Origin of the sequence: Candidatus Poriferisodalis sp. (genome assembly GCF_965208925.1) — a bacterium.
Classification (GTDB): Bacteria; Actinomycetota; Acidimicrobiia; order Acidimicrobiales; family Poriferisodalaceae; genus Poriferisodalis.
This window is the reverse complement of the sequence record NZ_OZ242364.1, coordinates 1294677-1312396: the sequence shown is the minus strand read 5'-3', so window position 1 is coordinate 1312396 and position 17720 is coordinate 1294677. Positions and strand designations below refer to the sequence as shown.

Genomic DNA, 17720 nt, shown 5'->3' with positions numbered 1-17720 from the left:
TCCTTGGGGCTCAGATCTTGGCGACTTGGACGAAGTCGAGCTCGACGGGGGTCTCACGGCCGAAGATGTTCACCAGCACCTTCACCTTCAGCTGCTCCTCGTTGATCTCGATGACCTGACCCTGGAAGTCGGAGAACGGGCCCTCCTTGATGCGCACGCCCTCGTCGATCTCGAAGATCATCGACGGCTTGGTGCGGCGCGGCATCTCAGGCCCGTCATCGGGCTCAGCCAGGAATGCCTCCACCTCCCTGCGGCGCAGGGGCGACGGCTTGCCGCCCGGACCCGCATAGCCGGTGACCCCGGGCGTGCTGCGGATCATGTGGTGGGCCTCGTCGCTGGGACGGCAGCGGATCAGCAGGTAGCCCGGGAAGACCTTCTTCTTGGCGACGACCTTGCGGCCGCCCTTGAACTCGATCACGTCCTCCATCGGGATGGCGACTTCGAGAATCCGGTCTTCCATGTCGAACGTGCCGATCCGGGCTTCGAGGTTCTGCTTCACCTTCTTCTCGTAGCCCGACTGCGTGTGCACGACGAACCAGCGACCCGGCCGGTCGTACGGCGAGACTCGCTTGGTCTCCGGTTCGTCGACGGCGAGCAGTTCGTCTTCGGTGAGCACGTCAACGGCGCCGGCCTCAGCGGTGACGTCGACGGCATCTGTCCCCTCGGTCGCCTCGGCTGGCTCGGCGCCCGGACCCATCAGGGTGGTCGCCGTCTGGGAGCTCAGCAGCCGGCGTGCGGTCGCCATCGGGTCGGTTTCGGGCTCTGCTGGGGTGTCGGTCAGATCGCTCATATTCGTCAGCTCAGATGCTTGTCAGTTCACGTCGAAGAGGCGAAGGACGCCTTCTCCCAGAATCCAGTCGAATCCGGCGATCATCGCCGTCAGGATCACGATGGTGATGAACACGACGACCGAGTAGTTGACGATCTCGGCGCGGGTCGGCCAGATCACCTTCTTCAGCTCGGAGCGGACCTCGCCCACGAACTGCGCCGGTCCAGCCCGCTCGGTGGTCGGTGATGCCGGTGCTGCCTGGCGCCGCTCGCGCCGTCCCGCGGGCGCGCCGTCAGCCCCCATCTCGCCCTGGCGCTGCAGGTGACGGCGTGTGCGTCGGTTCATGGCCATCGGGAGTGTCTCCGGCCTCGATTACTCAGGGATTTGTTGTCGGGGGTTTGGGCATGGTCGGTCCGCCGGGCTGACGGTCCAATCCGGCGGAAGCGCAGGGCAGGAGGGACTCGAACCCGCAACCGCCGGTTTTGGAGACCGGTGCTCTACCAAATTGAGCTACTGCCCTCAGCGTCGGCGCATCGCGTGCGATACGCGGGTGACACTCAGTGCGGGCCTTCTTGGCGAATGTCCGCCGCAACAGGCTACCGGCAGCAGTCTGGGTCGCGTCCAGAGGAGTCTGGAGAGGCGTCTCGTAGCGGGACTGGGACTCGAACCCAGGACCTCACGATTATGAGCCGTGCGCTCTGACCAACTGAGCTATCCCGCCAAGATGCAACTGCGAAGCCTACCGAGCCTCCTCAGGCGGCTCCCGCCCGCACTCTGCGCAGTGAGCCCCGTGCCGGAATCGAACCGGCGACACCAGCCTTACCATGGCTGTGCTCTGCCTACTGAGCTAACGGGGCGTGATCCGCGCACGTCCAGACCGTCGTGCGCGGGCGATGGTGGGGTCCGGAGTGTATCTGCGACCCTTCGGTAGCTTCGCTGCCATGCGGACCCGGATGGCCACGATGGCCGACGCCGACGCGATCGCGGAGATCTACAACCGCGAGGTCACCGACGGCACCGCCACCTTCGACATGGTGCCCCGTTCTCCTGCTGAGCAAGCGGCCTGGATGCGGGACCATTCGGGTGCTTACCCGTGCATCGTGGCGGTGTCAGACAACTCTGACGCCGAGGCCAGCGGCACAGTGCTGGGCTGGGCGTGCTTGTCGCCCTACCGCACCCGACCGGCGTACTCGACCAGCGTCGAGGACTCCATTTACGTCCATCGCGATCACCATGGGCGCGGCGTGGGCAGCCTGCTGCTCGGCGACTTGGTGGCGCTTGCCGATGAGCACGGCTTTCACGCTGTGTTCGCCCGCATCGCCGACGCTGGCGCTGCGTCGGTGGCACTGCATGCCAAGCACGGTTTCGAGCTCGTCGGTGTGGAACGGGAAGTGGGGCGCAAGTTCGGACGCTGGCTCGACGTGACGCTCATGCAGCGCCTGCGTCCCGCCTGATTCGCTCTGTCAGCGGCGCTCTCAACGATCTAGAAGTGCCAGGGGAACTGCTCGTATTCGGGGTCGCGCTTTTCCAGGAAGGCGTCACGGCCCTCCGCGGCCTCATCGGTGCCGTAGGCCAGCCGGGTGGCCTCGCCGGCGAACACCTGCTGGCCCACCAGGCCGTCGTCGATCAGGTTGAACGCGAACTTGGCCATGCGCTGTGCCGTGGGTGAACGGGAGACGATTTCGGCCGCCCACTCCAGCGCCACGGATTCCAGCTTGATGTGAGGAACGACCGCGTTCACGTCACCCATATCGAAGCGTTCCCAGGCGGTGTAGGTGCGGCCGAGGAAGAAGATCTCGCGGGCCTTCTTCTGGCCGATCTGGCGAGCGAGGTAAGCCGAGCCGAAACCCCCGTCGAAGCTGGCCACGTTGGTGTCGGTCTGGCGGAAGCGGGCGTGCTCTTCGGAGGCGATGGTGAGATCGCACACGACATGGAGGCTGTGCCCGCCGCCGGCCGCCCAGCCGCTCGCCACGCAGATCACCACTTTGGGCATCATGCGGATGAGCCGCTGGCACTCCAGGATGTGCAGGCGCCCGGTGCGGGCCGGGTCGATGTCGTCGGCGGTCTCGCCGTCGGCGTAGCGGTAGCCGTCCTTGCCGCGGATGCGCTGGTCGCCGCCCGAGCAGAACGCCCAGCCGCCGTCGACCGGCGCGGGGCCGTTGCCGGTCAGCAGGATGCAGCCCACGTCAGGGGTCTGCCGGGCGTGGTCCAGCGCCCGGTACAGCTCGTCGACGGTGTGCGGGCGAAAGGCGTTGCGCACATCGGGCCGGTCGAAGGCAATGCGCACCGTGCCGTGCTCGTTGGCGCGGTGGTAGGTGATGTCGGTGAAATCGAACCCGTCGATGTCGCTCCAGCGCGACGGATCGAAGATGTCCGAGACGTGTGGCAAGAACGGCATGGGGAATCCTGGGCCGGCGGCGTGAGGACAGGTGGGGGCACGGTATTGGATCGAGCCACGGTTCCGGCCGTTGCGCGGCCCGCGGCTGCGCCGGGCGCCAGCGGCCCGGCCCGGCTGCGGGGCTGCGTGCGAGACTGCGAGCCGATCATCGGGGGACTGTCCCCTGCCCGAGCGCTCACCGAAGGGACGGCGATATGAAATTCGGACTGAGGTACTGCAACACCGGCAAGTTCGCCATGGACACGGCCCTCGCGACCGAGCTGGTACAAGCCGGTGAGGCCGCCGGCTTCGAATCTGCGTGGACGGTGGAGCACACGGTCATCCCGTCGGGCTACCAGTCGCAGTACCCGTACAGCCCTGACGGCAAGATGGCCGGCGGCGCCGAAGACCTGCTGCTGCCCGACCCGCTCATGTGGATGGCCTACATGGCAGGAGTGACGTCCACCATCAACTTCGGCACCGGCATCCTGATCGTGCCCCAGCACAGTCCCGTGGTGTGCGCCAAGCAGATCGCCACGCTCGACCACATGTCGGGCGGACGGGTGCTGCTGGGCATCGGCGTGGGCTGGATGCGCGAGGAGTTCGACGCCATCGGCGTCGGCGATCACTTCGACGACCGGGGGCGGCGCACCGACGAGTACGTGGCGGCGATGCGCGAGCTGTGGTCGGCCGAGCGGCCGACCTTCCACGGCGAGTTCGTGAACTTCGACGCTGCGTACTGCCGGCCGCAGCCGGTGAACGGCTCGGTGCCGATCATCGTGGGCGGCGACTCGAAGGTGGCAGCGCGGCGGGCCGGACGGCTCGGCGACGGCTACTTCCCCGCCCGGGGCGCGCCGTGGGACCTGATCGACCTCGCCCGCCAGACGGCCGCCGAGCACGGCCGCGATCCCGATGCGCTGGAGATCACCGTGCAGCTGCCCGCCGACCTCGAAGAGATTCCAGAGCTGGCACGCCGCGGCGTCAGCCGGATCGCGGTGCCCGTGTCACCGATGGCCGGGCTGCAGACGGTCATCTCCACGCCCGACGACGCCAGCGCCTGGGCCGACACCATCGAGCGCTTCGCCGACCTCTAGCCGCGACGAGCATGCGAAGATCGAATTAAATCGAGACTTATCGAAAGGGCCCGAGAATTACGGTGCGCAACGGAAGGACGGACCCATTCCAACAACATGAGCCGTGCGCTGGGTCCGCCCCGCTCGTAGCAGCCAGCGTAGACGCGCCGAGCTTGCTAGCAGAAACGGAATTCGACGAGGTCGTCGCGGGCGTACTGGTCGGGCAGGGCGACCTCCCAGACCAGGTAGGCCTCCATGGCGGCGCGGGCCACATCGGCGTCTTCGGGGTCGTAGGGCAACGGGGGCTGGCGTGAGCGGATCGCGGCGGCGGTCTCGTCGGCATTGTCGGTGACAAGCTCCGCATCTTCGAGCCATCCCGGCTCGAGCACGTAGGCGTCCCAGCCCATCTGGATGAGCCACGATGCGGTCATGGTGGCGCCGATGCCGTCATGGTCGGCCAGCACCACCCGGGCCCCACGGGTCACCAAGTACTCGTCGGTGGCCTGCACGAGCTGGCCGCCGGGGGCGCCGATCGCGCCGGTCAGGTGCCCGGCCGCGAACTCCTCAGGTGTGCGCACGTCCATGAAGTAGGTGGTTCGGCCGCCCTCGGCCAGCCAGTCGTCGAGCTCATCACGGTCGACCGTGCGCACACCGCAGCGTTCTGCCACCGTCTGTGCCGCCGCCTCGGCGTGGGCTCTGCCCGCAGCACTGGGCTCGGGGGCCAGCTCGTCGCGGCCGTGTTCCAGCTTGAGCCCAGCCAGCTCCCAGCCCATGGTGCCGTCCTTCAGCGCCACGACCCGGTCCAGGCCCGCGGAGCGCAGCGACTGCGCGCCCAGGATGCTGCGGGTCCGCCCGGCACAGTTGACGACCACGGTTGTGCCGTCGTCGATCAGATCGTGCACCCGCCGAACCAGCTCGCCACCAGGGCAGGATCGGCCGGTCGGGATGCTCATGCGGTTGAACTCCCGGCGGGTGCGCGAATCCAGCACCACCAAGTCCCGGCCGTCGACCAGCCAACCAGCCAGCTCGGCGGCGGTCACATGCGGCGTGCCGAAGTGCTCTTCGACCAGCTCGCCGAACAGCTTGGACGGCACGTTGATGCCCGAGTACAGCTCGCCGCCCGCGGCTGCCCAGGCATCGATGCCGCCATCCAGCACTGCCGTGTCGGTGTAGCCCAGCACGGTCAGCTCCAGCGCGACTGCCGCAGCCTCTCCCCCGCCGCCGTCGCAGATCACCACCGGCGTATCCAGCCTTGGGATGCGGGCCGCCACCTCCAAGCCCACATGGCTGAGCGGCAGGTTCGCCGCATACAGCAGGTGGCGGCGCGTGAACTCGGTGGGCTCACGGGCATCCATCAGCGCCAACTCGGTGCCGTCACCGCGCAGCAGCCCCCGGTGCAGTTCCGTCAACTCGGCCGCCGAAATGGTGCGAACGTCAGCCATCACACTTCCCTCGAGACTGGGCCAAGCCGCCCCGATGGCGACTCAGGCATCGGCCGGCGCAGCGTGAGCCGCCGACCCGTGGCCATGCGGCTCAGGCGGCGGCCGTTGTCGGATAGCCCGGACGGGCTTCGACGATGCTCGACGAATCGGCGAAGACCAGCCACTCGCCTTGCTCAGCGTTCCAGTAGCGGCGACCGGTCATGTTCTCCATGGCCAGCCCGTAGCAGTGGAAGTTGGTGGAGGCGCCTTCGATGTGGATCGAGTGGATGTCGTGTCCGAGCATTGCGACGCCGGCGCCGCGCTCGACCATCTCCTCGCGCTCGACGTGCGGCTCGCCCTCGCCGGCGCAGCAGTCGTAGAAGCGGTTCAGCTCCTGGCCGCGCATGCCCACGATGACCGCCCAAGTGAGGTGCTCGTGCGGTGGCGCCGAGGTGCCGACGCTCACGCTCTGGACATACAGCGCCAGCGTGCCGTCGTCGTTCTGGGCCAATCGATAGTTGAACGAGCCGCGCTCGCCGTCGGGGGGCGGGAAGTCTTCGGCAGGGAACAGGTGCTCCTGGGTCGCTAGCTCCAGCAGCCGTTCCTTGATGCGCGCGATGCCGGCGCGGTCGATGCCGCCGTGCTCGCGGCCGTGCGCATCGATCTTCGCGATGTCGTCCATCGCGTCGGCAACAGCGGCTGCACGCGCCGTCGCCCGATCCGACGTTTGCTGTTCGGCGGTTCCGGATGCGCTCATGAGCCCATCTTTTCAGAACAGCGTGAGGTACTGATCGACCTCTCCGGAGGTGACCACGCTGTGGTGAGCCAGGAATTCGTCCTTCTTGGTCTTCACGAAGTAGTCCCGGTACGGGCCCTCAGCGGTGTCGCCCAGCCCCGCCCCGAGCACCTCGTTGCCCGCCAGCTCCTCGGCGGCGTGCAGCAGCGTGGGCGGCAGCACGGCGATCCCCTTGGCGGCCACCTCCTCGGCCGACATGGCGTGCAGGTTGTCGACATTGGGATCGCCCGGATCGATGTCGTTATCGATGCCGTCGAGCCCGCACGCCAGATAGGCCGCGAACATCAGGTAGGGGTTGGCGGCGCCGTCACCGAGGCGGATCTCGATGCGGTCCGGCTCGGGGATGCGGATCATCTGCGTGCGGTTGTTGCCGCCATAGGCCGCATAGGCGGGCGCCCAGGTTGCACCCGACGTCGGCGCTCCCACCCCCATGCGCTTGTAGGAGTTGACGATGGGGCACACCACTGCCACCAGCGAGCGGGCGTGGCGCAGCAGCCCGCCCACGAACTTGTATGCCATGTCGCTCAGGCCCAGCCCCTTGGTGTCGGGCCCGCCGGCGGTGCCGCCGATGAACAGCGGATCGTCGGTGTCAGCAGTCCACAGGCTCAGGTGCGTGTGCAGGCCGTTGCCGGTCTTGTCGGCGAAGGGCTTGGGCATGAACGTGGCGTAGCGGCCGTCGCGCTGGGCCAAGGTGTGCACCATCAGCCGGAACAGGATCAGCCGGTCGGCGGTGGTGAGCGCGTCGGAGTACAGCCAGTTCTGCTCGTACTGCCCGTTGGCGTCCTCGTGGTCGTTGGCGTAATTGCCCCAGCCCATCGCATCGAGGTTCTTCGACACGGCCTCGAGGTGCGGCAGCATCCGGGTAAGGCCCCGGGCGTCGTAGCAGGGCAGCGTCAGGTTGTCGCGGTCGTCGGCGACAGCGAGCGAGCCGTCCTCGTTGCGCACCACCAGCGAGTACTCGGCTTCCACACCGCACTTGAGCACCAGGTTGCGCTCGGCTGCGGCTTCCAGTGCCCGGCGCAGGATCACCCGGGGCGCGTACGGCCACAATTCGCCCTCCACGGTGGGGTCGCACTGCATGGCGGCCACGTTCGGCAGCCACGGGAGCTGCGTGTAGGAGGCCGGATCGGGCAGGGCCAAGATGTCGGGGCTGGAGGGGTCCTGACCCATCGGGCCGGCGGCGAATCCGGCAAAGCCGGCGCCGTCGCTCATCAGCCCGTCCAGGGCGCTGACCGGCACCAGCTTGGCGCACGGCTTCCCGTGCATCTCCACGAACATGGCGTAGATGAACTCCACGCCGTCGGCCTCGGCTCGGCTGCGGATTTCCTCGGTTGCGTCAGTGCCGTTGCTCATGCGCTGCTCCCCCCGGCGCTCGTGACATAGCGGCCGCCATTTCCCCTGCGGTCCCGCGCCGACAGTACTCAACGAACCAGACGCACCCCGCAAGTGACCTCGAACAGCGTCCGGTCCACGGCGGCCTTCAGCCGGACTGGGCGCTACGGTGCGGAAGGCTCGACGGACGGACGCGGGGAATCTCGGCCCGGGGGGTATGTCATGTGCGGGATTGTGGGCTTGTTCTGCAAGACCGAAACGCACCGGCACGAACTCGGACGGCTGACCGAAGTCATGCTCGCCGAGATGGGCGACCGTGGACCTGACAGTGCCGGCTTTGCGGTGTACGACGCCGGCGTCCCGGGCCGCACCCGCATCACCGTGCTGGCCGAGGGGCTCGAGGTGGACTGGGGGCCGGTGGCCGCAGCCCTCGAAGGGACCCTGGGCGCGGAGGTGACCGTCCAGGGTGTGCACGACCACGCGGTGTTCTCCACTGACGGCGACGGTCGTGCTGCCCGCCAGTGGATCATCGACAACGTGACGGGCGCGACCGTGCTGGCCCAGGGAAACAAGATCGAGATGTTCAAGGCCGTGGGCTACCCCGACTTGGTCGCCGAGCGCTACGACCTGAGGTCGCGCACCGGCACGCACGCGCTGGCGCACACCCGCATGGCCACCGAGTCGGCGGTCACCACCAACGGCTCGCATCCGTTCTCGACGGGCTCAGACACCTGTCTGGTGCACAACGGCTCGCTGTCGAACCACAACCGGCTGCGGCGCCAGTTGGAGGGCCATGGCGAGTCGTTCCAGACCGAGAACGATTCTGAGGTGGCCGCCGGCTACCTGGCCTGGCGCCTGCGTTCAGGTGACTCCATCTCCGAGGCGCTCGAAGGTGCGCTGAGCGATCTCGACGGCTTCTACACCTTCGCCATCGGCGTCGCCGACGGATTCGCCATCCTGCGCGATCCCATCGCCTGCAAGCCCGCAGTGGTCGCCGAGACCGACGACTGGGTTGCCATGTCGTCTGAGTACCGGGCCATCGCCCGCCTGCCCGGCGCACTGGACGCCGAGGTCTGGGAACCCGAGCCGGCCCGGATCTACACGTGGAGCCTCGCGGCATGAACGCCGGCACTCGGCAAGCAGCCGGTGACTGCATGACGGGCAGGACAGGGTGAACGCCGCAGCGCGGGTCTTCGACTTGGGCGAGGTGCCCAGGCGCAAGCTCAACCAAGCGCTGCACGAAGCCGCCGACGGCGACTCGTTCGAGGTAATCAATCCCCGCGGCGCCCACGCCGTGGCCTGCGGCATCACGGCCGACATCGAGGTGGTGGTGCGCGGCTCGGTGGGCTACTACGGCGCCGGCATGCACCAGCAGGGGCGGGTGCTGATCGAGGGAAACGCCAGCACCGGACTGGCCGAGAACATCATGTCGGGCGAGGTGCGCATCACCGGCAACGCCACCATGTCGGCGGGTGCTACTGGCTGCGGGGGCCTGCTGGTGGTGGGCGGCAATGCCGGTGCGCGCTGCGGCATCTCCATGAAGGGTGTCGACATCGTGGTGGGGGGCAACGTCGGACACATGAGCGCGTTCATGGCCCAGGCCGGGAACCTGGTGGTCTGCGGCGACGCTGCCGCCGACCTCGGCGACTCGATCTACGAGGCGCAGATCTTCGTACGTGGCGAGGTGGAGTCGCTGGGTGCGGACTGCATCGAGAAGGAGATGCGGCCCGAGCATGCCGAGACGGTGGCACGGCTGCTGGCCGCCGCCGGCGAGGCGGCAGGCGAGGCCGATCCCGGCGACTTCCGCCGGTACGGCTCGGCTCGCCGCCTCTACAACTTCACGATCGACGACGTGGACGCCGCAGAAGCTGGGGCACGTGCTGCAGGCGGTGACAGCCAGTGAGCGCGACACCGAACGGAGAGCCGGGCGCCACGCCGGGCGCTGACCTCGACCCGGTCGCCGCAGAGGATCCTGCCAACTGGCATCTGCGCGAGTCGTACACCTTTGACCGCAACGTGATCGCCGAGATCCGCCGGGCCGCCAACACCGGCATCTACCGCATCCGCGGCTGGGGAGCCAAGCGTCGCCTGCCCACCCTGGACGACCTCGTGTTCCTGGGCGCCTCCATGTCGCGCTACCCGCTGGAGGGCTACCGCGAGGCGTGCGGCACCGATGTGGTGATCGGCGAAGACCGCGCCGAGCGGCCGGTGCGCCTGCAGATCCCGGTCACGATCGCCGGGATGAGCTTCGGCTCGCTGTCGGCGCAGGCCAAGGAGGCGCTGGGTCGGGGCGCCTCGGCCGCCGGAACCTCGACCACCACCGGCGACGGCGGCATGACGATGGAGGAACGCGAGCACTCCTCGGTGCTCGTGTACCAGTACCTGCCCTCGCGCTACGGCATGAACCCCGACCACCTGCGGATGGCCGATGCCATCGAAGTGGTGGTGGGCCAGGGCGCCAAGCCGGGCGGCGGCGGGATGCTGCTGGGTCAGAAGATCACCGAGCGCGTGGCCGAGATGCGCACCCTGCCGACCGGGATCGACCAGCGCTCGGCGTGCCGCCATCCGGACTGGACCGGGCCCGACGATCTGGAGATCAAGATCGGCGAGCTGCGCGAGATCACCGACTGGCGGGTGCCGATCTACGTGAAGGTCGGCGCGGCCCGGCCGTACTACGACACCGCGCTGGCGGTGAAGGCCGGAGCCGACGCAGTGGTAGTGGATGGCATGCAGGGCGGGACGGCCGCCACCCAGGACGTCTTCATCGAGCATGTCGGCATCCCGACGATCGCGGCGATTCCCGAGGCGGTGCGGGCCCTGCGGGAGCTCGGCGTGCACCGCCGCGAGGTGAAGCTGATCGCCGCAGGCGGCTTCCGCTCAGGGGCCGACGTGGCGAAGGCGCTCGCGCTGGGCGCTGACGCCGCCTCGATCGGCACCGCCGCGCTGATCGCCATCGGCGACAACGACCCTGCCTATGAGGCCGACTACCGCGAGCTGGGCACCTCGGCAGGGTTCTGGGAGGACTTCCAGGCCGGTACCGACCCTGCCGGCATCACCACGCAGGATCCCGAGCTGTCAGCACGGCTCGACCCGGTGCTGGCCGGGCGCCGTCTGGCGAATTACCTGCAGGTGCTCACCATCGAGACGCAGATCCTGGCCCGCGCCAACGGCAAGTCACACGTGCTGAACCTCGAGCCCGAGGACCTGGCCGCACTCACGGTCGAAGCCGCCGCGATGGCGAGAGTGCCGCTGGCCGGCACGAGTTGGATCCCCGGCGCCGACTAGAGGAATTCAGTGGCCTGCATCGCAGGCGCATCACTACCGTGACGCGCCGGTGCGCCGCCCCAGACACCGCTCTAGCAGGGAAGCGCCAGGGGGCGGCGCACTTGCACTCAGAACTATAGATGGCGCGACAGGGCTAGCGGCCCTGCCATTGGGGCGGGCGCTTCTCGGCGAATGCCCGCGGCCCTTCGATGTAGTCGGCACTCTGGTTCATGGCCCGCACGGCCTCGTAGCGGCCCTCATGTGCAGCTTGAACGCTGGCCTCGTTCAGACCCTGCATTGCTGCCTGCTTCGTCGCCCGGATGGACATCGGCGAGCACTCGAGGATCATCTCGGCCCAGCGGCGCGCGCACGCGAGTGCCTCACCTTGGGGTACCACCTCGGCCACGATGCCGAGTTCCTTGGCCTCGGCGGCAGGCACGTGACGACCGGTCAGCATCATGCTCATCGCGCGCTTCAGTCCGATGTGCCGCGGCAGGCGATGCACGCCGCCCGCAAGCGCTGCCAGGCCCACCTTGGGCTCGGGCAACGCCAGCAGCGCGTTCGCGGAGGCCACGATGATGTCGCAGGCCAGCGCGATCTCGAACCCGCCGCCCATCGCCACGCCGTTCACGGCCGCGATGACGGGCTTGTCGAGGTCCCAGCGCGACGTCAGGCCGCCGAATCCCGACGACGGCATCGCCGAACGGTCGCCGCCCTCGGCCTGGTACCGCAAGTCATTTCCGGCCGAGAAGGCTCGATCGCCTTCCCCCGTCACAATCGCGACCCACAGCTCCGGGTCGTTCTGGAACTCGTCGAAGAGGTCCGACATCTCGGCATTGCCGGGCGGGTGCAACGCATTCATCCGCTCCGGCCGGTTGATCGTGACGACGAACAAGTGCCCGTCGCGCTCCGCATAACAGAAGTCACCCATGCCGCGGCAACCTAGCGCTCTGCGTCGGCCAGCGCCCAATGGACCACTCGCTGTCGGCGGCAAACCCAGATCGCCGAGCTCAGGGTTGGGAGTCCTCCAGAACTTGGCGAGCCACGCGCTCGGCGGTGGCGATCCGGTCGGCACCCGAGATGCGCTCGATTGTCGCTCTCGGCAACGCAACGCCGAGAGCGTGGACCACCTCGGGGGTGACAGCGGCCGCGCCACCGACGATCACGATGCGAGTCGGCCGCAGTTCGGCAACCAGCGCCCGCGTCGCCACCGGCAGGCCCCCCGGCGACACATAGGCCACCGCCGAATCGCGTGTACGCGCCGCCAGCGCCGCCGCAGCCCCGATATCGGCCGGGCTCCAGCCATTGGCCACTACCACGGTGGAGATCGACGAGCCAGCAGCGGGCGCGCTGTGGCGCGCTGCGTTGGCCGCTGTCTCAGCGCGGTTCGCACCGGTGATGCGCTCGATGGATGCGCCGGGCGCGGACGCAGCGAGAGACTCCGCTGTCTCGGGTGTAACGGCACTCACCCCTCCGACCACGAGAATGCGCGCAGGGCGGTACTCGGCAATCAGCGCTCGCGTCGGCTCAGGCACGCCTCGCGGCGACACGTACACCACTGCCGAGTCGCGAATGCGTGCCGCCAGCGCTGCCGCAGCCCCGATATCGGCCGGGCTCCAGCCATTGGCGACTACCACCGTTGCTGCAGTCGGCGATCCGGCAGCTCCGAGGATCTGCCGTGCCACGGTCGCTGCGGTGTCCACGCGGGTCGCGCCGCTGATGCGGCTGACATCGGCCTCGTCCGCGGCTGACCGCGCCGCGGACCGCACCTCCCAAGTAAGGGCAAGGTGGCCGCCGACCAGCACGACCCGGGCAGGGCCACAGATACGCAGAAAGCGAGCCATGCTTGCCGGCAGAGCTTCCGCATGGGAATAGAGCACCGCCGAATCGCGGGTGCGCGCCGCGAGCACTGAGGCCACGCCGATGTCGGCTGGGCTCCAGCCATTGGCCACCACGACGACGCTGCCGTCTGCGCACAATCCTCCCGAGCTTCCACCAGCACCGCCACCGCTGCCGCCACCACCGCCACCGCTGCCGCCACCGCCACCACCGGTCGGGCCGGTCCTCTTCGGGCGTGTGCCGTCGACGAGCTCGATGTCCACTGAAGCGAACCAGCTGTTGTCGTAGTAAGCGTCGATCTGGATCGTTTCGGGGTTGTCTGCCGGACTGTCCGCGACGTCGTCATAGAGAGCGATCAAGGACACCCGAACCGAACGCTGCCCCCGAGGCAGCGAAACGCGGTGGGGCGACGGTCCGCTTTGGCCGCCGATTCGGTAATCCGCTCCGATCTCGGCCGTGCCAGCCAGCTGTAGCTCGATCTCCTGAGCCGCCGGGAAGGTCACCCCGCCTGCATCAACGGTCAGAGTCAGCGACTTGCCCTCAGTCAACCGATTCGCAGAGGAGGTGAGGGTGAAGTTGGCGACATCGTTGTCGCTCACGACGACCGACGCGCTGTTCTGCGGCGTCGTGAGGTATACGGGGGGATTGGAGCTGCTGCCCAGCAGATGCACCGCCACCTGTCCGCCCGATTCCTGCACGACCGTGTCGTCTCGCGTCGGCAGGCTCAACGTGGCGGTGCTGCTGCCGACGGCGAAGGCGACGCTCGAAGGCGCACGGCTGCTCAGCACTGCGCCGCTGGCGACTGCTCGCACGGAAACCGTGAGCGCGGCAGTTGTGTCACCGGTGCGTTCCAGCGTGAATGATGCCGTGCCGCCTTCGGTCACGGAGCTTCCCGCAGCAATCGTCACGTCCGGCACGTTCGCGACGTCGCTCGGCGGAATCGTGACCGTGCGGCTGCCGAGATTCGCGTTCGTGAGTGCCAACGTCGCCCGGATCGTGACGGTTTCCTTTGTCGGCTCCGCAGCGCTGTCGTCGGTTGCCCGGATGGTGAGGCTCGTCGACGATTTGCCGGCGGGGAGGGTCACCGAGTACGGCGACGACAGCGTCGAGCCGCTCGCGTCCTCCAGGGTGAAGTCGTCCCCTGCGATTGCGCTGCCGCCGACCGTGAGATTGATCGTCGCGTCCTCGGCGAACGTGACGTCGTTGGTGATCTCGAAGGAGAGCGAGGCACTGGCGCCTTCTGCCAACTCCCCGTCGACGCGCCTGAAGTCGAAGCTCGCGGTGGTGCGGTCGGTGAGCGTGACCGTGGTCGAGGAAATCGAGCCGGTGCCGATGGCGTCGGGCAGCGTGCCGAAGCCGAGCGCGACGGCCTCGTCACCTTCGACCAGCGTGTCGGTGACGGCCTGGATCCTGAGCGTCTTGCTGGTCTCGCCGCGCTGGAAGGTCACGCTCTGCGCAGTCGCGAAGTCGGGCGCGAAGTCGTCCTGCGAGGCGCTGGACGCGTCGGAATCGAGCACGACGGGGATCGTGACGCCGCTGGCGCTCTGGTGTGCCCGGCTCAGCCGGACCACAACTGAGCCCGACGCGCCCTCCCTGACGCTGTACGCAGCCCGCTGGAAGGAGACCAGGGGCGCCGGGGTGACTACGGTCGTTAGCGCTTGCTTCAGGGTGGTCCCGTCAGCGGCGCAGATGCCGCCATCGGCGCACGCCTTGTTGGCGAGCAGCCTCAGCGTCACCGCGCCTTCGCCGGCGGGATCGAGCGTGAACAGGTACGCATTGGCCGGCTCGCCGTCCGCGACCAGGGCGCTGACCGCCGTGATTGTGCCGCCGGAGACGCTCAGCGAGGGCGACGCAGCCGCGAAGTCGACGACGGGGCGGTTGAAGGTGACCAGCACCTGCGGCGTGTCGTCATCGCCCTTGTGGAACACCGAGGTCCGCTCACTAGCGGGCGCGGCTGCGGTTAGCGCCATCGGCTGGGGTGCAAGCACGTATGCGGGCACCGCGGTCGGCCGGACGTTGGCCTGGAACTCCGATCCGGAGCGAGCGGGGATCTTGAACGACAGCTTCTCCGTCCCGGTGCCCGGATCAACCTGGGTGATGGCTTCGTCGGGGCTGAGCTTCGTCGATTGCAAGGCAGTCTGGCGCTCGCGGGCCCAGCCGATGAGCCAGTCACCGTTGTCGAGCACGTCCACCTGGCCGCCGCGGGTACCGGCCCTGTCCTTGGTGCCGTGCAGCGAGTGGTCGCGCAGGAACACCGCCTCGTTGTTGTCGAGATCCAGTGCGTACTCCACCGCGCGGGCGTACTCGTCGGAGCTTCGCTCGGTCTCGCCCGTCGCCAGATCGATGTGGCAGTCCTCGTTGTTGTCGAACAACGTCAATCGGCCGTCTTGGCCGTCAGGCCGCATCTCGGCGGCATGCTGGCCGCAGAACTCGCCCTCGGGGTCACCGACGATCCGCAGCGGCGCAGGCCCTATGTTGCGGGCCGCCCACTCCTCCGCAGTGAGATTGGTTTGGCCGAGACGCCAGTCGATCTTGCCTGTGGACGCGTTGATGCTGAGCACCCTCGAACAGCCACGGAAGGAGCCGATGACGCTGCCTTTGAAGTACGACACCGCATTGAGATGCGCGTATTCGTCCCACCAGTGCTGGACGCAGTCCTCATAGGCCATGGTCCCCCACGTTCTCCATGTCCGGGAGGCACTCTGCGATGACGTGAGTATCTGGATGGCCGAATCGCTGAGGCCCTCCGACGCTGTGAACTGCGTGGCGCGCCAGTCGTCTTGAAGATTGCCGTCATTCGGCCGGTGACGGACCCTGCCAGCGTTCTCGCCACCTGTCAGGAGGTTCGCGTGGAGCGTTATGTGGCTGATATCGCGGTTGACTCTCGGCTCGTAGGACATCAGCAGGTAGCCGCCGTTGTCCAGAATGCGGAAATCGTGGACTCCCGTGCATCGCAGCGGCGACTTGGAGGAGACCGTTGCCAGCGACGCGAAGTCCTCATTCAGGATGTGATGAGTGGAGCATCCGCCCGCCGGCCGGGTGGTGTAGTGCCAGCGGTACTCGCCACTCGACCCGACCCGGTAATGACGAAACCAGAACCTCGGCGTCGCCCCAGGCTGACGGCGGAAGCGAGGCACGCCGTGGTGGTCGATGACAGCCAGGTAGTCGCCGAGCGCGAATGAGATCAGCGACTCGGTGACGTCGCCCTCGCCTCGGTCGATCGCTTCCATGGTGGCAAGCCAGTCCTGCACGCAGTGCACGACGTAGTCGGTGAACCCGCCGTCGGCGGCGCTCGCCCGCACGACGACGTCGCTGTCCTTTGTCACGGAGACGTCGACGGCCGTGCCGCTGGTGGTCTGGGTACCGTCGATCGCGAGCCGCACGCCGGTGTCGGCTGTCGGGGTGACGGTCATGGTGTCCGTGTCGCCGCAGCTGATCTTGTAGTGCAGCACGTCCGCTTCGAACCCGGGCGTCAGGGCAAGCGTGGTGTCGGTGGTGCTCGCCGTCAGGCCAGTGAGAACGCTGGCGATCACGACGTGGTGCGCCGTGGTCTCGGCGGTCTTGTTCGCTCCGTGCCCGTCGGTGTAGGTCGCCCTAGCGCTCAGGTACTGGCCAGAGTCGGCCGCAGCCGGCGTGTAGCTGGCGCTGGTCGCCCCCGAGATGGTCGTCCAGCTGTTGCGACCGCTGGAGCGCTGCCATACCCAGGTGGTCGAACCGCTCACGGTGTCGGGGTCGCTCAACGTGGCCGTGACTGCCGTCCCGACCTTGGGCCGCGCGGGCGCGAGGGCGATTGCGCCCGGCTCGTCGACGTCAGTCAGGGCCACCGTCACGTCCAGAGTTGCGTCGACCCCGCCAACCGTCGCCGTCAAGGTGATCGAGTAGGACCGGTCCGCGCCGTCGTCGTCGGGTGACTCGTAGTCGGGCAGCTTTGGACGCGGTGGGTGGTTTGTGTCGGAGGTGTCGATGAGCCGCAGCGCGCCCTTTGGCGCGTTTATGTGGAAATGGCTCGCGTCAGTGCCCGAGACAGCCCAGGTGACCTCGTCCACGTCGTCGTCCGCGCCCGTCACGGTGAACGTCCCGACGCGGACCGCAGAGTTCTCGGCGTAGGAGAGGGCGGCTGTGCCAGCTATCGCCGGGGTGCCCGTCGTGGCCGTCTGGGTCGCCGACCAAGCGCCGTCGCCGTTCGCGTTGACGGCGCGCACCTGGAAGTCGTAGCCGGTCGACGGCGTCAGCCCCGTCTGGCGGTACGACAGGGTGCCGCCGCCCGTCGCCCAGACATCGTGTTGCTCGATCCATTGACTGTCGGACTTGTCCGTCGCGTCGCTGGTGATGTGCCGCAGGTCATAGGCAGTGATTGCCGAGCCGCCGTCACTCGAGGGCGCGCTCCACGCGACGGTCGCCGAGGTCAGGGTCGCTGACGCCGAGGAGATGGCCGGGGCAGCGGGCACCGCCGACTGGGCGCCGACATGCGGAATCGCCCACACGCTGATGCCGCCGCCCAGCACAACCGCTGCGGCAAGAATCAGCCGATGGCGCCGTTCTCGTACCCCCCCCCCCCCCTCCTAAGGGATGCGTGGCGCGGCGCGCCAATCCGAGCCTCGCTGCCAACCGAGCGCTTGGAGCATCGGGGATGTAGGTCGACACGACATCAGCAACATACACATATGCACAACTGCATATGCGCGCCCGTTGAGCTGTCCAGTCGATCAACGAGTCGGCATCGGACGCGCTGATCGACGATTCGAAAGTACCTGAACAGCAGCGAGATAGCGCAGGCAACACTCGCTGAGCACGCCTAATGTCGTTGACGCGTGCCCGTCGGGGGGCGGGGGCGCCGCCGTTGGGGGGC

The 17720-nt window shown here is 68.2% G+C and carries 13 protein-coding genes and 3 tRNA genes; 5 read left to right on the top strand and 11 right to left on the bottom strand.

Translation table 11 applies throughout. The features are described from left to right. Nucleotides 1-10 precede the first annotated feature (10 nt). From nusG to ACOGI5_RS05800, 5 genes are all read right to left on the bottom strand, one after another. Nucleotides 11-790 carry a transcription termination/antitermination protein NusG gene (nusG, locus tag ACOGI5_RS05820; RefSeq protein WP_419863495.1) on the bottom strand — a complete coding sequence of 260 codons (780 nt, stop codon included), beginning with the start codon at nucleotides 788-790 and terminating at the stop codon, nucleotides 11-13. Nucleotides 791-811: 21 nt separating this feature from the next. Next, a complete protein-coding gene (gene secE / locus ACOGI5_RS05815; RefSeq protein ID WP_323671081.1) occupies nucleotides 812-1114 on the bottom strand; it encodes a preprotein translocase subunit SecE in 303 nt (100 codons plus the stop codon). A gap of 101 nt (nucleotides 1115-1215) precedes the next feature. Further along, nucleotides 1216-1289: transfer RNA gene (locus ACOGI5_RS05810), tRNA-Trp, on the bottom strand. Nucleotides 1290-1416: 127 nt separating this feature from the next. Further along, a tRNA-Met gene (locus ACOGI5_RS05805) sits at nucleotides 1417-1490 on the bottom strand. Nucleotides 1491-1553: 63 nt separating this feature from the next. After that, nucleotides 1554-1626, bottom strand: a tRNA-Thr gene (locus ACOGI5_RS05800). Between the two features lie 84 nt (nucleotides 1627-1710). Here ACOGI5_RS05800 and ACOGI5_RS05795 point away from each other — a divergent pair. Further along, complete coding sequence (locus ACOGI5_RS05795) at nucleotides 1711-2223, top strand: N-acetyltransferase family protein (RefSeq protein WP_419863494.1); 513 nt, start codon at nucleotides 1711-1713, stop codon at nucleotides 2221-2223. A 29-nt stretch (nucleotides 2224-2252) separates the two neighbouring features. On the opposite strand, the gene ACOGI5_RS05790 is transcribed toward ACOGI5_RS05795, so the two are convergent. Further along, a complete protein-coding gene (locus ACOGI5_RS05790) occupies nucleotides 2253-3167 on the bottom strand; it encodes a 1,4-dihydroxy-2-naphthoyl-CoA synthase (RefSeq protein WP_419863493.1) in 915 nt (304 codons plus the stop codon). 194 nt (nucleotides 3168-3361) lie between these two features. Between ACOGI5_RS05790 and ACOGI5_RS05785 the strand changes: the two genes are divergently transcribed. Further along, nucleotides 3362-4240 (top strand): LLM class F420-dependent oxidoreductase, encoded by an 879-nt coding sequence (locus tag ACOGI5_RS05785; protein WP_419863492.1) that lies wholly within the window; start codon nucleotides 3362-3364, stop codon nucleotides 4238-4240. Between the two features lie 155 nt (nucleotides 4241-4395). Here the strand turns inward: ACOGI5_RS05785 and ACOGI5_RS05780 are convergent, their stop codons facing one another. The 3 genes from ACOGI5_RS05780 to glnT all read right to left on the bottom strand — a co-directional run bounded on the left by ACOGI5_RS05780 (nucleotide 4396) and on the right by glnT (nucleotide 7789). Further along, on the bottom strand, nucleotides 4396-5661 hold the full coding sequence (locus ACOGI5_RS05780) for a rhodanese-like domain-containing protein (protein WP_419863491.1): 1266 nt from the start codon (nucleotides 5659-5661) through the stop codon (nucleotides 4396-4398). Between the two features lie 91 nt (nucleotides 5662-5752). Next, nucleotides 5753-6397, bottom strand: coding sequence for a cysteine dioxygenase (locus tag ACOGI5_RS05775; protein WP_419863490.1), 645 nt, complete (start codon nucleotides 6395-6397; stop codon nucleotides 5753-5755). 12 nt (nucleotides 6398-6409) lie between these two features. Continuing rightward, complete coding sequence (gene glnT / locus ACOGI5_RS05770) at nucleotides 6410-7789, bottom strand: type III glutamate--ammonia ligase (RefSeq protein WP_419863489.1); 1380 nt, start codon at nucleotides 7787-7789, stop codon at nucleotides 6410-6412. A 201-nt stretch (nucleotides 7790-7990) separates the two neighbouring features. Here glnT and ACOGI5_RS05765 point away from each other — a divergent pair, with 201 nt between their 5' ends. From ACOGI5_RS05765 to ACOGI5_RS05755, 3 genes are all read left to right on the top strand, one after another. Further along, nucleotides 7991-8890, top strand: a complete 900-nt coding sequence (locus tag ACOGI5_RS05765; protein WP_419863488.1) for a class II glutamine amidotransferase — start codon at nucleotides 7991-7993, stop codon at nucleotides 8888-8890. Between the two features lie 49 nt (nucleotides 8891-8939). After that, entirely contained in the window at nucleotides 8940-9671 is a 732-nt protein-coding gene (locus ACOGI5_RS05760; RefSeq protein ID WP_419863487.1) for a hypothetical protein, read from the top strand. An 83-nt stretch (nucleotides 9672-9754) separates the two neighbouring features. Beyond that, nucleotides 9755-11053 (top strand): FMN-binding glutamate synthase family protein, encoded by a 1299-nt coding sequence (locus ACOGI5_RS05755; protein WP_419865442.1) that lies wholly within the window; start codon nucleotides 9755-9757, stop codon nucleotides 11051-11053. Nucleotides 11054-11186: 133 nt separating this feature from the next. On the opposite strand, the gene ACOGI5_RS05750 is transcribed toward ACOGI5_RS05755, so the two are convergent. Together ACOGI5_RS05750 and ACOGI5_RS05745 are read right to left on the bottom strand one after the other, a co-directional pair. Next, nucleotides 11187-11963 (bottom strand): enoyl-CoA hydratase-related protein, encoded by a 777-nt coding sequence (locus ACOGI5_RS05750; protein WP_419863486.1) that lies wholly within the window; start codon nucleotides 11961-11963, stop codon nucleotides 11187-11189. Between the two features lie 79 nt (nucleotides 11964-12042). Further along, complete coding sequence (locus ACOGI5_RS05745; RefSeq protein ID WP_419863485.1) at nucleotides 12043-17376, bottom strand: cell wall-binding repeat-containing protein; 5334 nt, start codon at nucleotides 17374-17376, stop codon at nucleotides 12043-12045. Nucleotides 17377-17720: the final 344 nt, after the last annotated feature.

Coding starts and splice junctions, on each gene's coding strand:
- nusG (WP_419863495.1), bottom strand. CDS start 790: ATGAGCGATCTGACCGACACCCCAGCAGAGCCCGAAACCGACCCGATG.
- secE (WP_323671081.1), bottom strand. CDS start 1,114: ATGAACCGACGCACACGCCGTCACCTGCAGCGCCAGGGCGAGATGGGG.
- ACOGI5_RS05795 (WP_419863494.1), top strand. CDS start 1,711: ATGCGGACCCGGATGGCCACGATGGCCGACGCCGACGCGATCGCGGAG.
- ACOGI5_RS05790 (WP_419863493.1), bottom strand. CDS start 3,167: ATGCCGTTCTTGCCACACGTCTCGGACATCTTCGATCCGTCGCGCTGG.
- ACOGI5_RS05785 (WP_419863492.1), top strand. CDS start 3,362: ATGAAATTCGGACTGAGGTACTGCAACACCGGCAAGTTCGCCATGGAC.
- ACOGI5_RS05780 (WP_419863491.1), bottom strand. CDS start 5,661: ATGGCTGACGTTCGCACCATTTCGGCGGCCGAGTTGACGGAACTGCAC.
- ACOGI5_RS05775 (WP_419863490.1), bottom strand. CDS start 6,397: ATGAGCGCATCCGGAACCGCCGAACAGCAAACGTCGGATCGGGCGACG.
- glnT (WP_419863489.1), bottom strand. CDS start 7,789: ATGAGCAACGGCACTGACGCAACCGAGGAAATCCGCAGCCGAGCCGAG.
- ACOGI5_RS05765 (WP_419863488.1), top strand. CDS start 7,991: ATGTGCGGGATTGTGGGCTTGTTCTGCAAGACCGAAACGCACCGGCAC.
- ACOGI5_RS05750 (WP_419863486.1), bottom strand. CDS start 11,963: ATGGGTGACTTCTGTTATGCGGAGCGCGACGGGCACTTGTTCGTCGTC.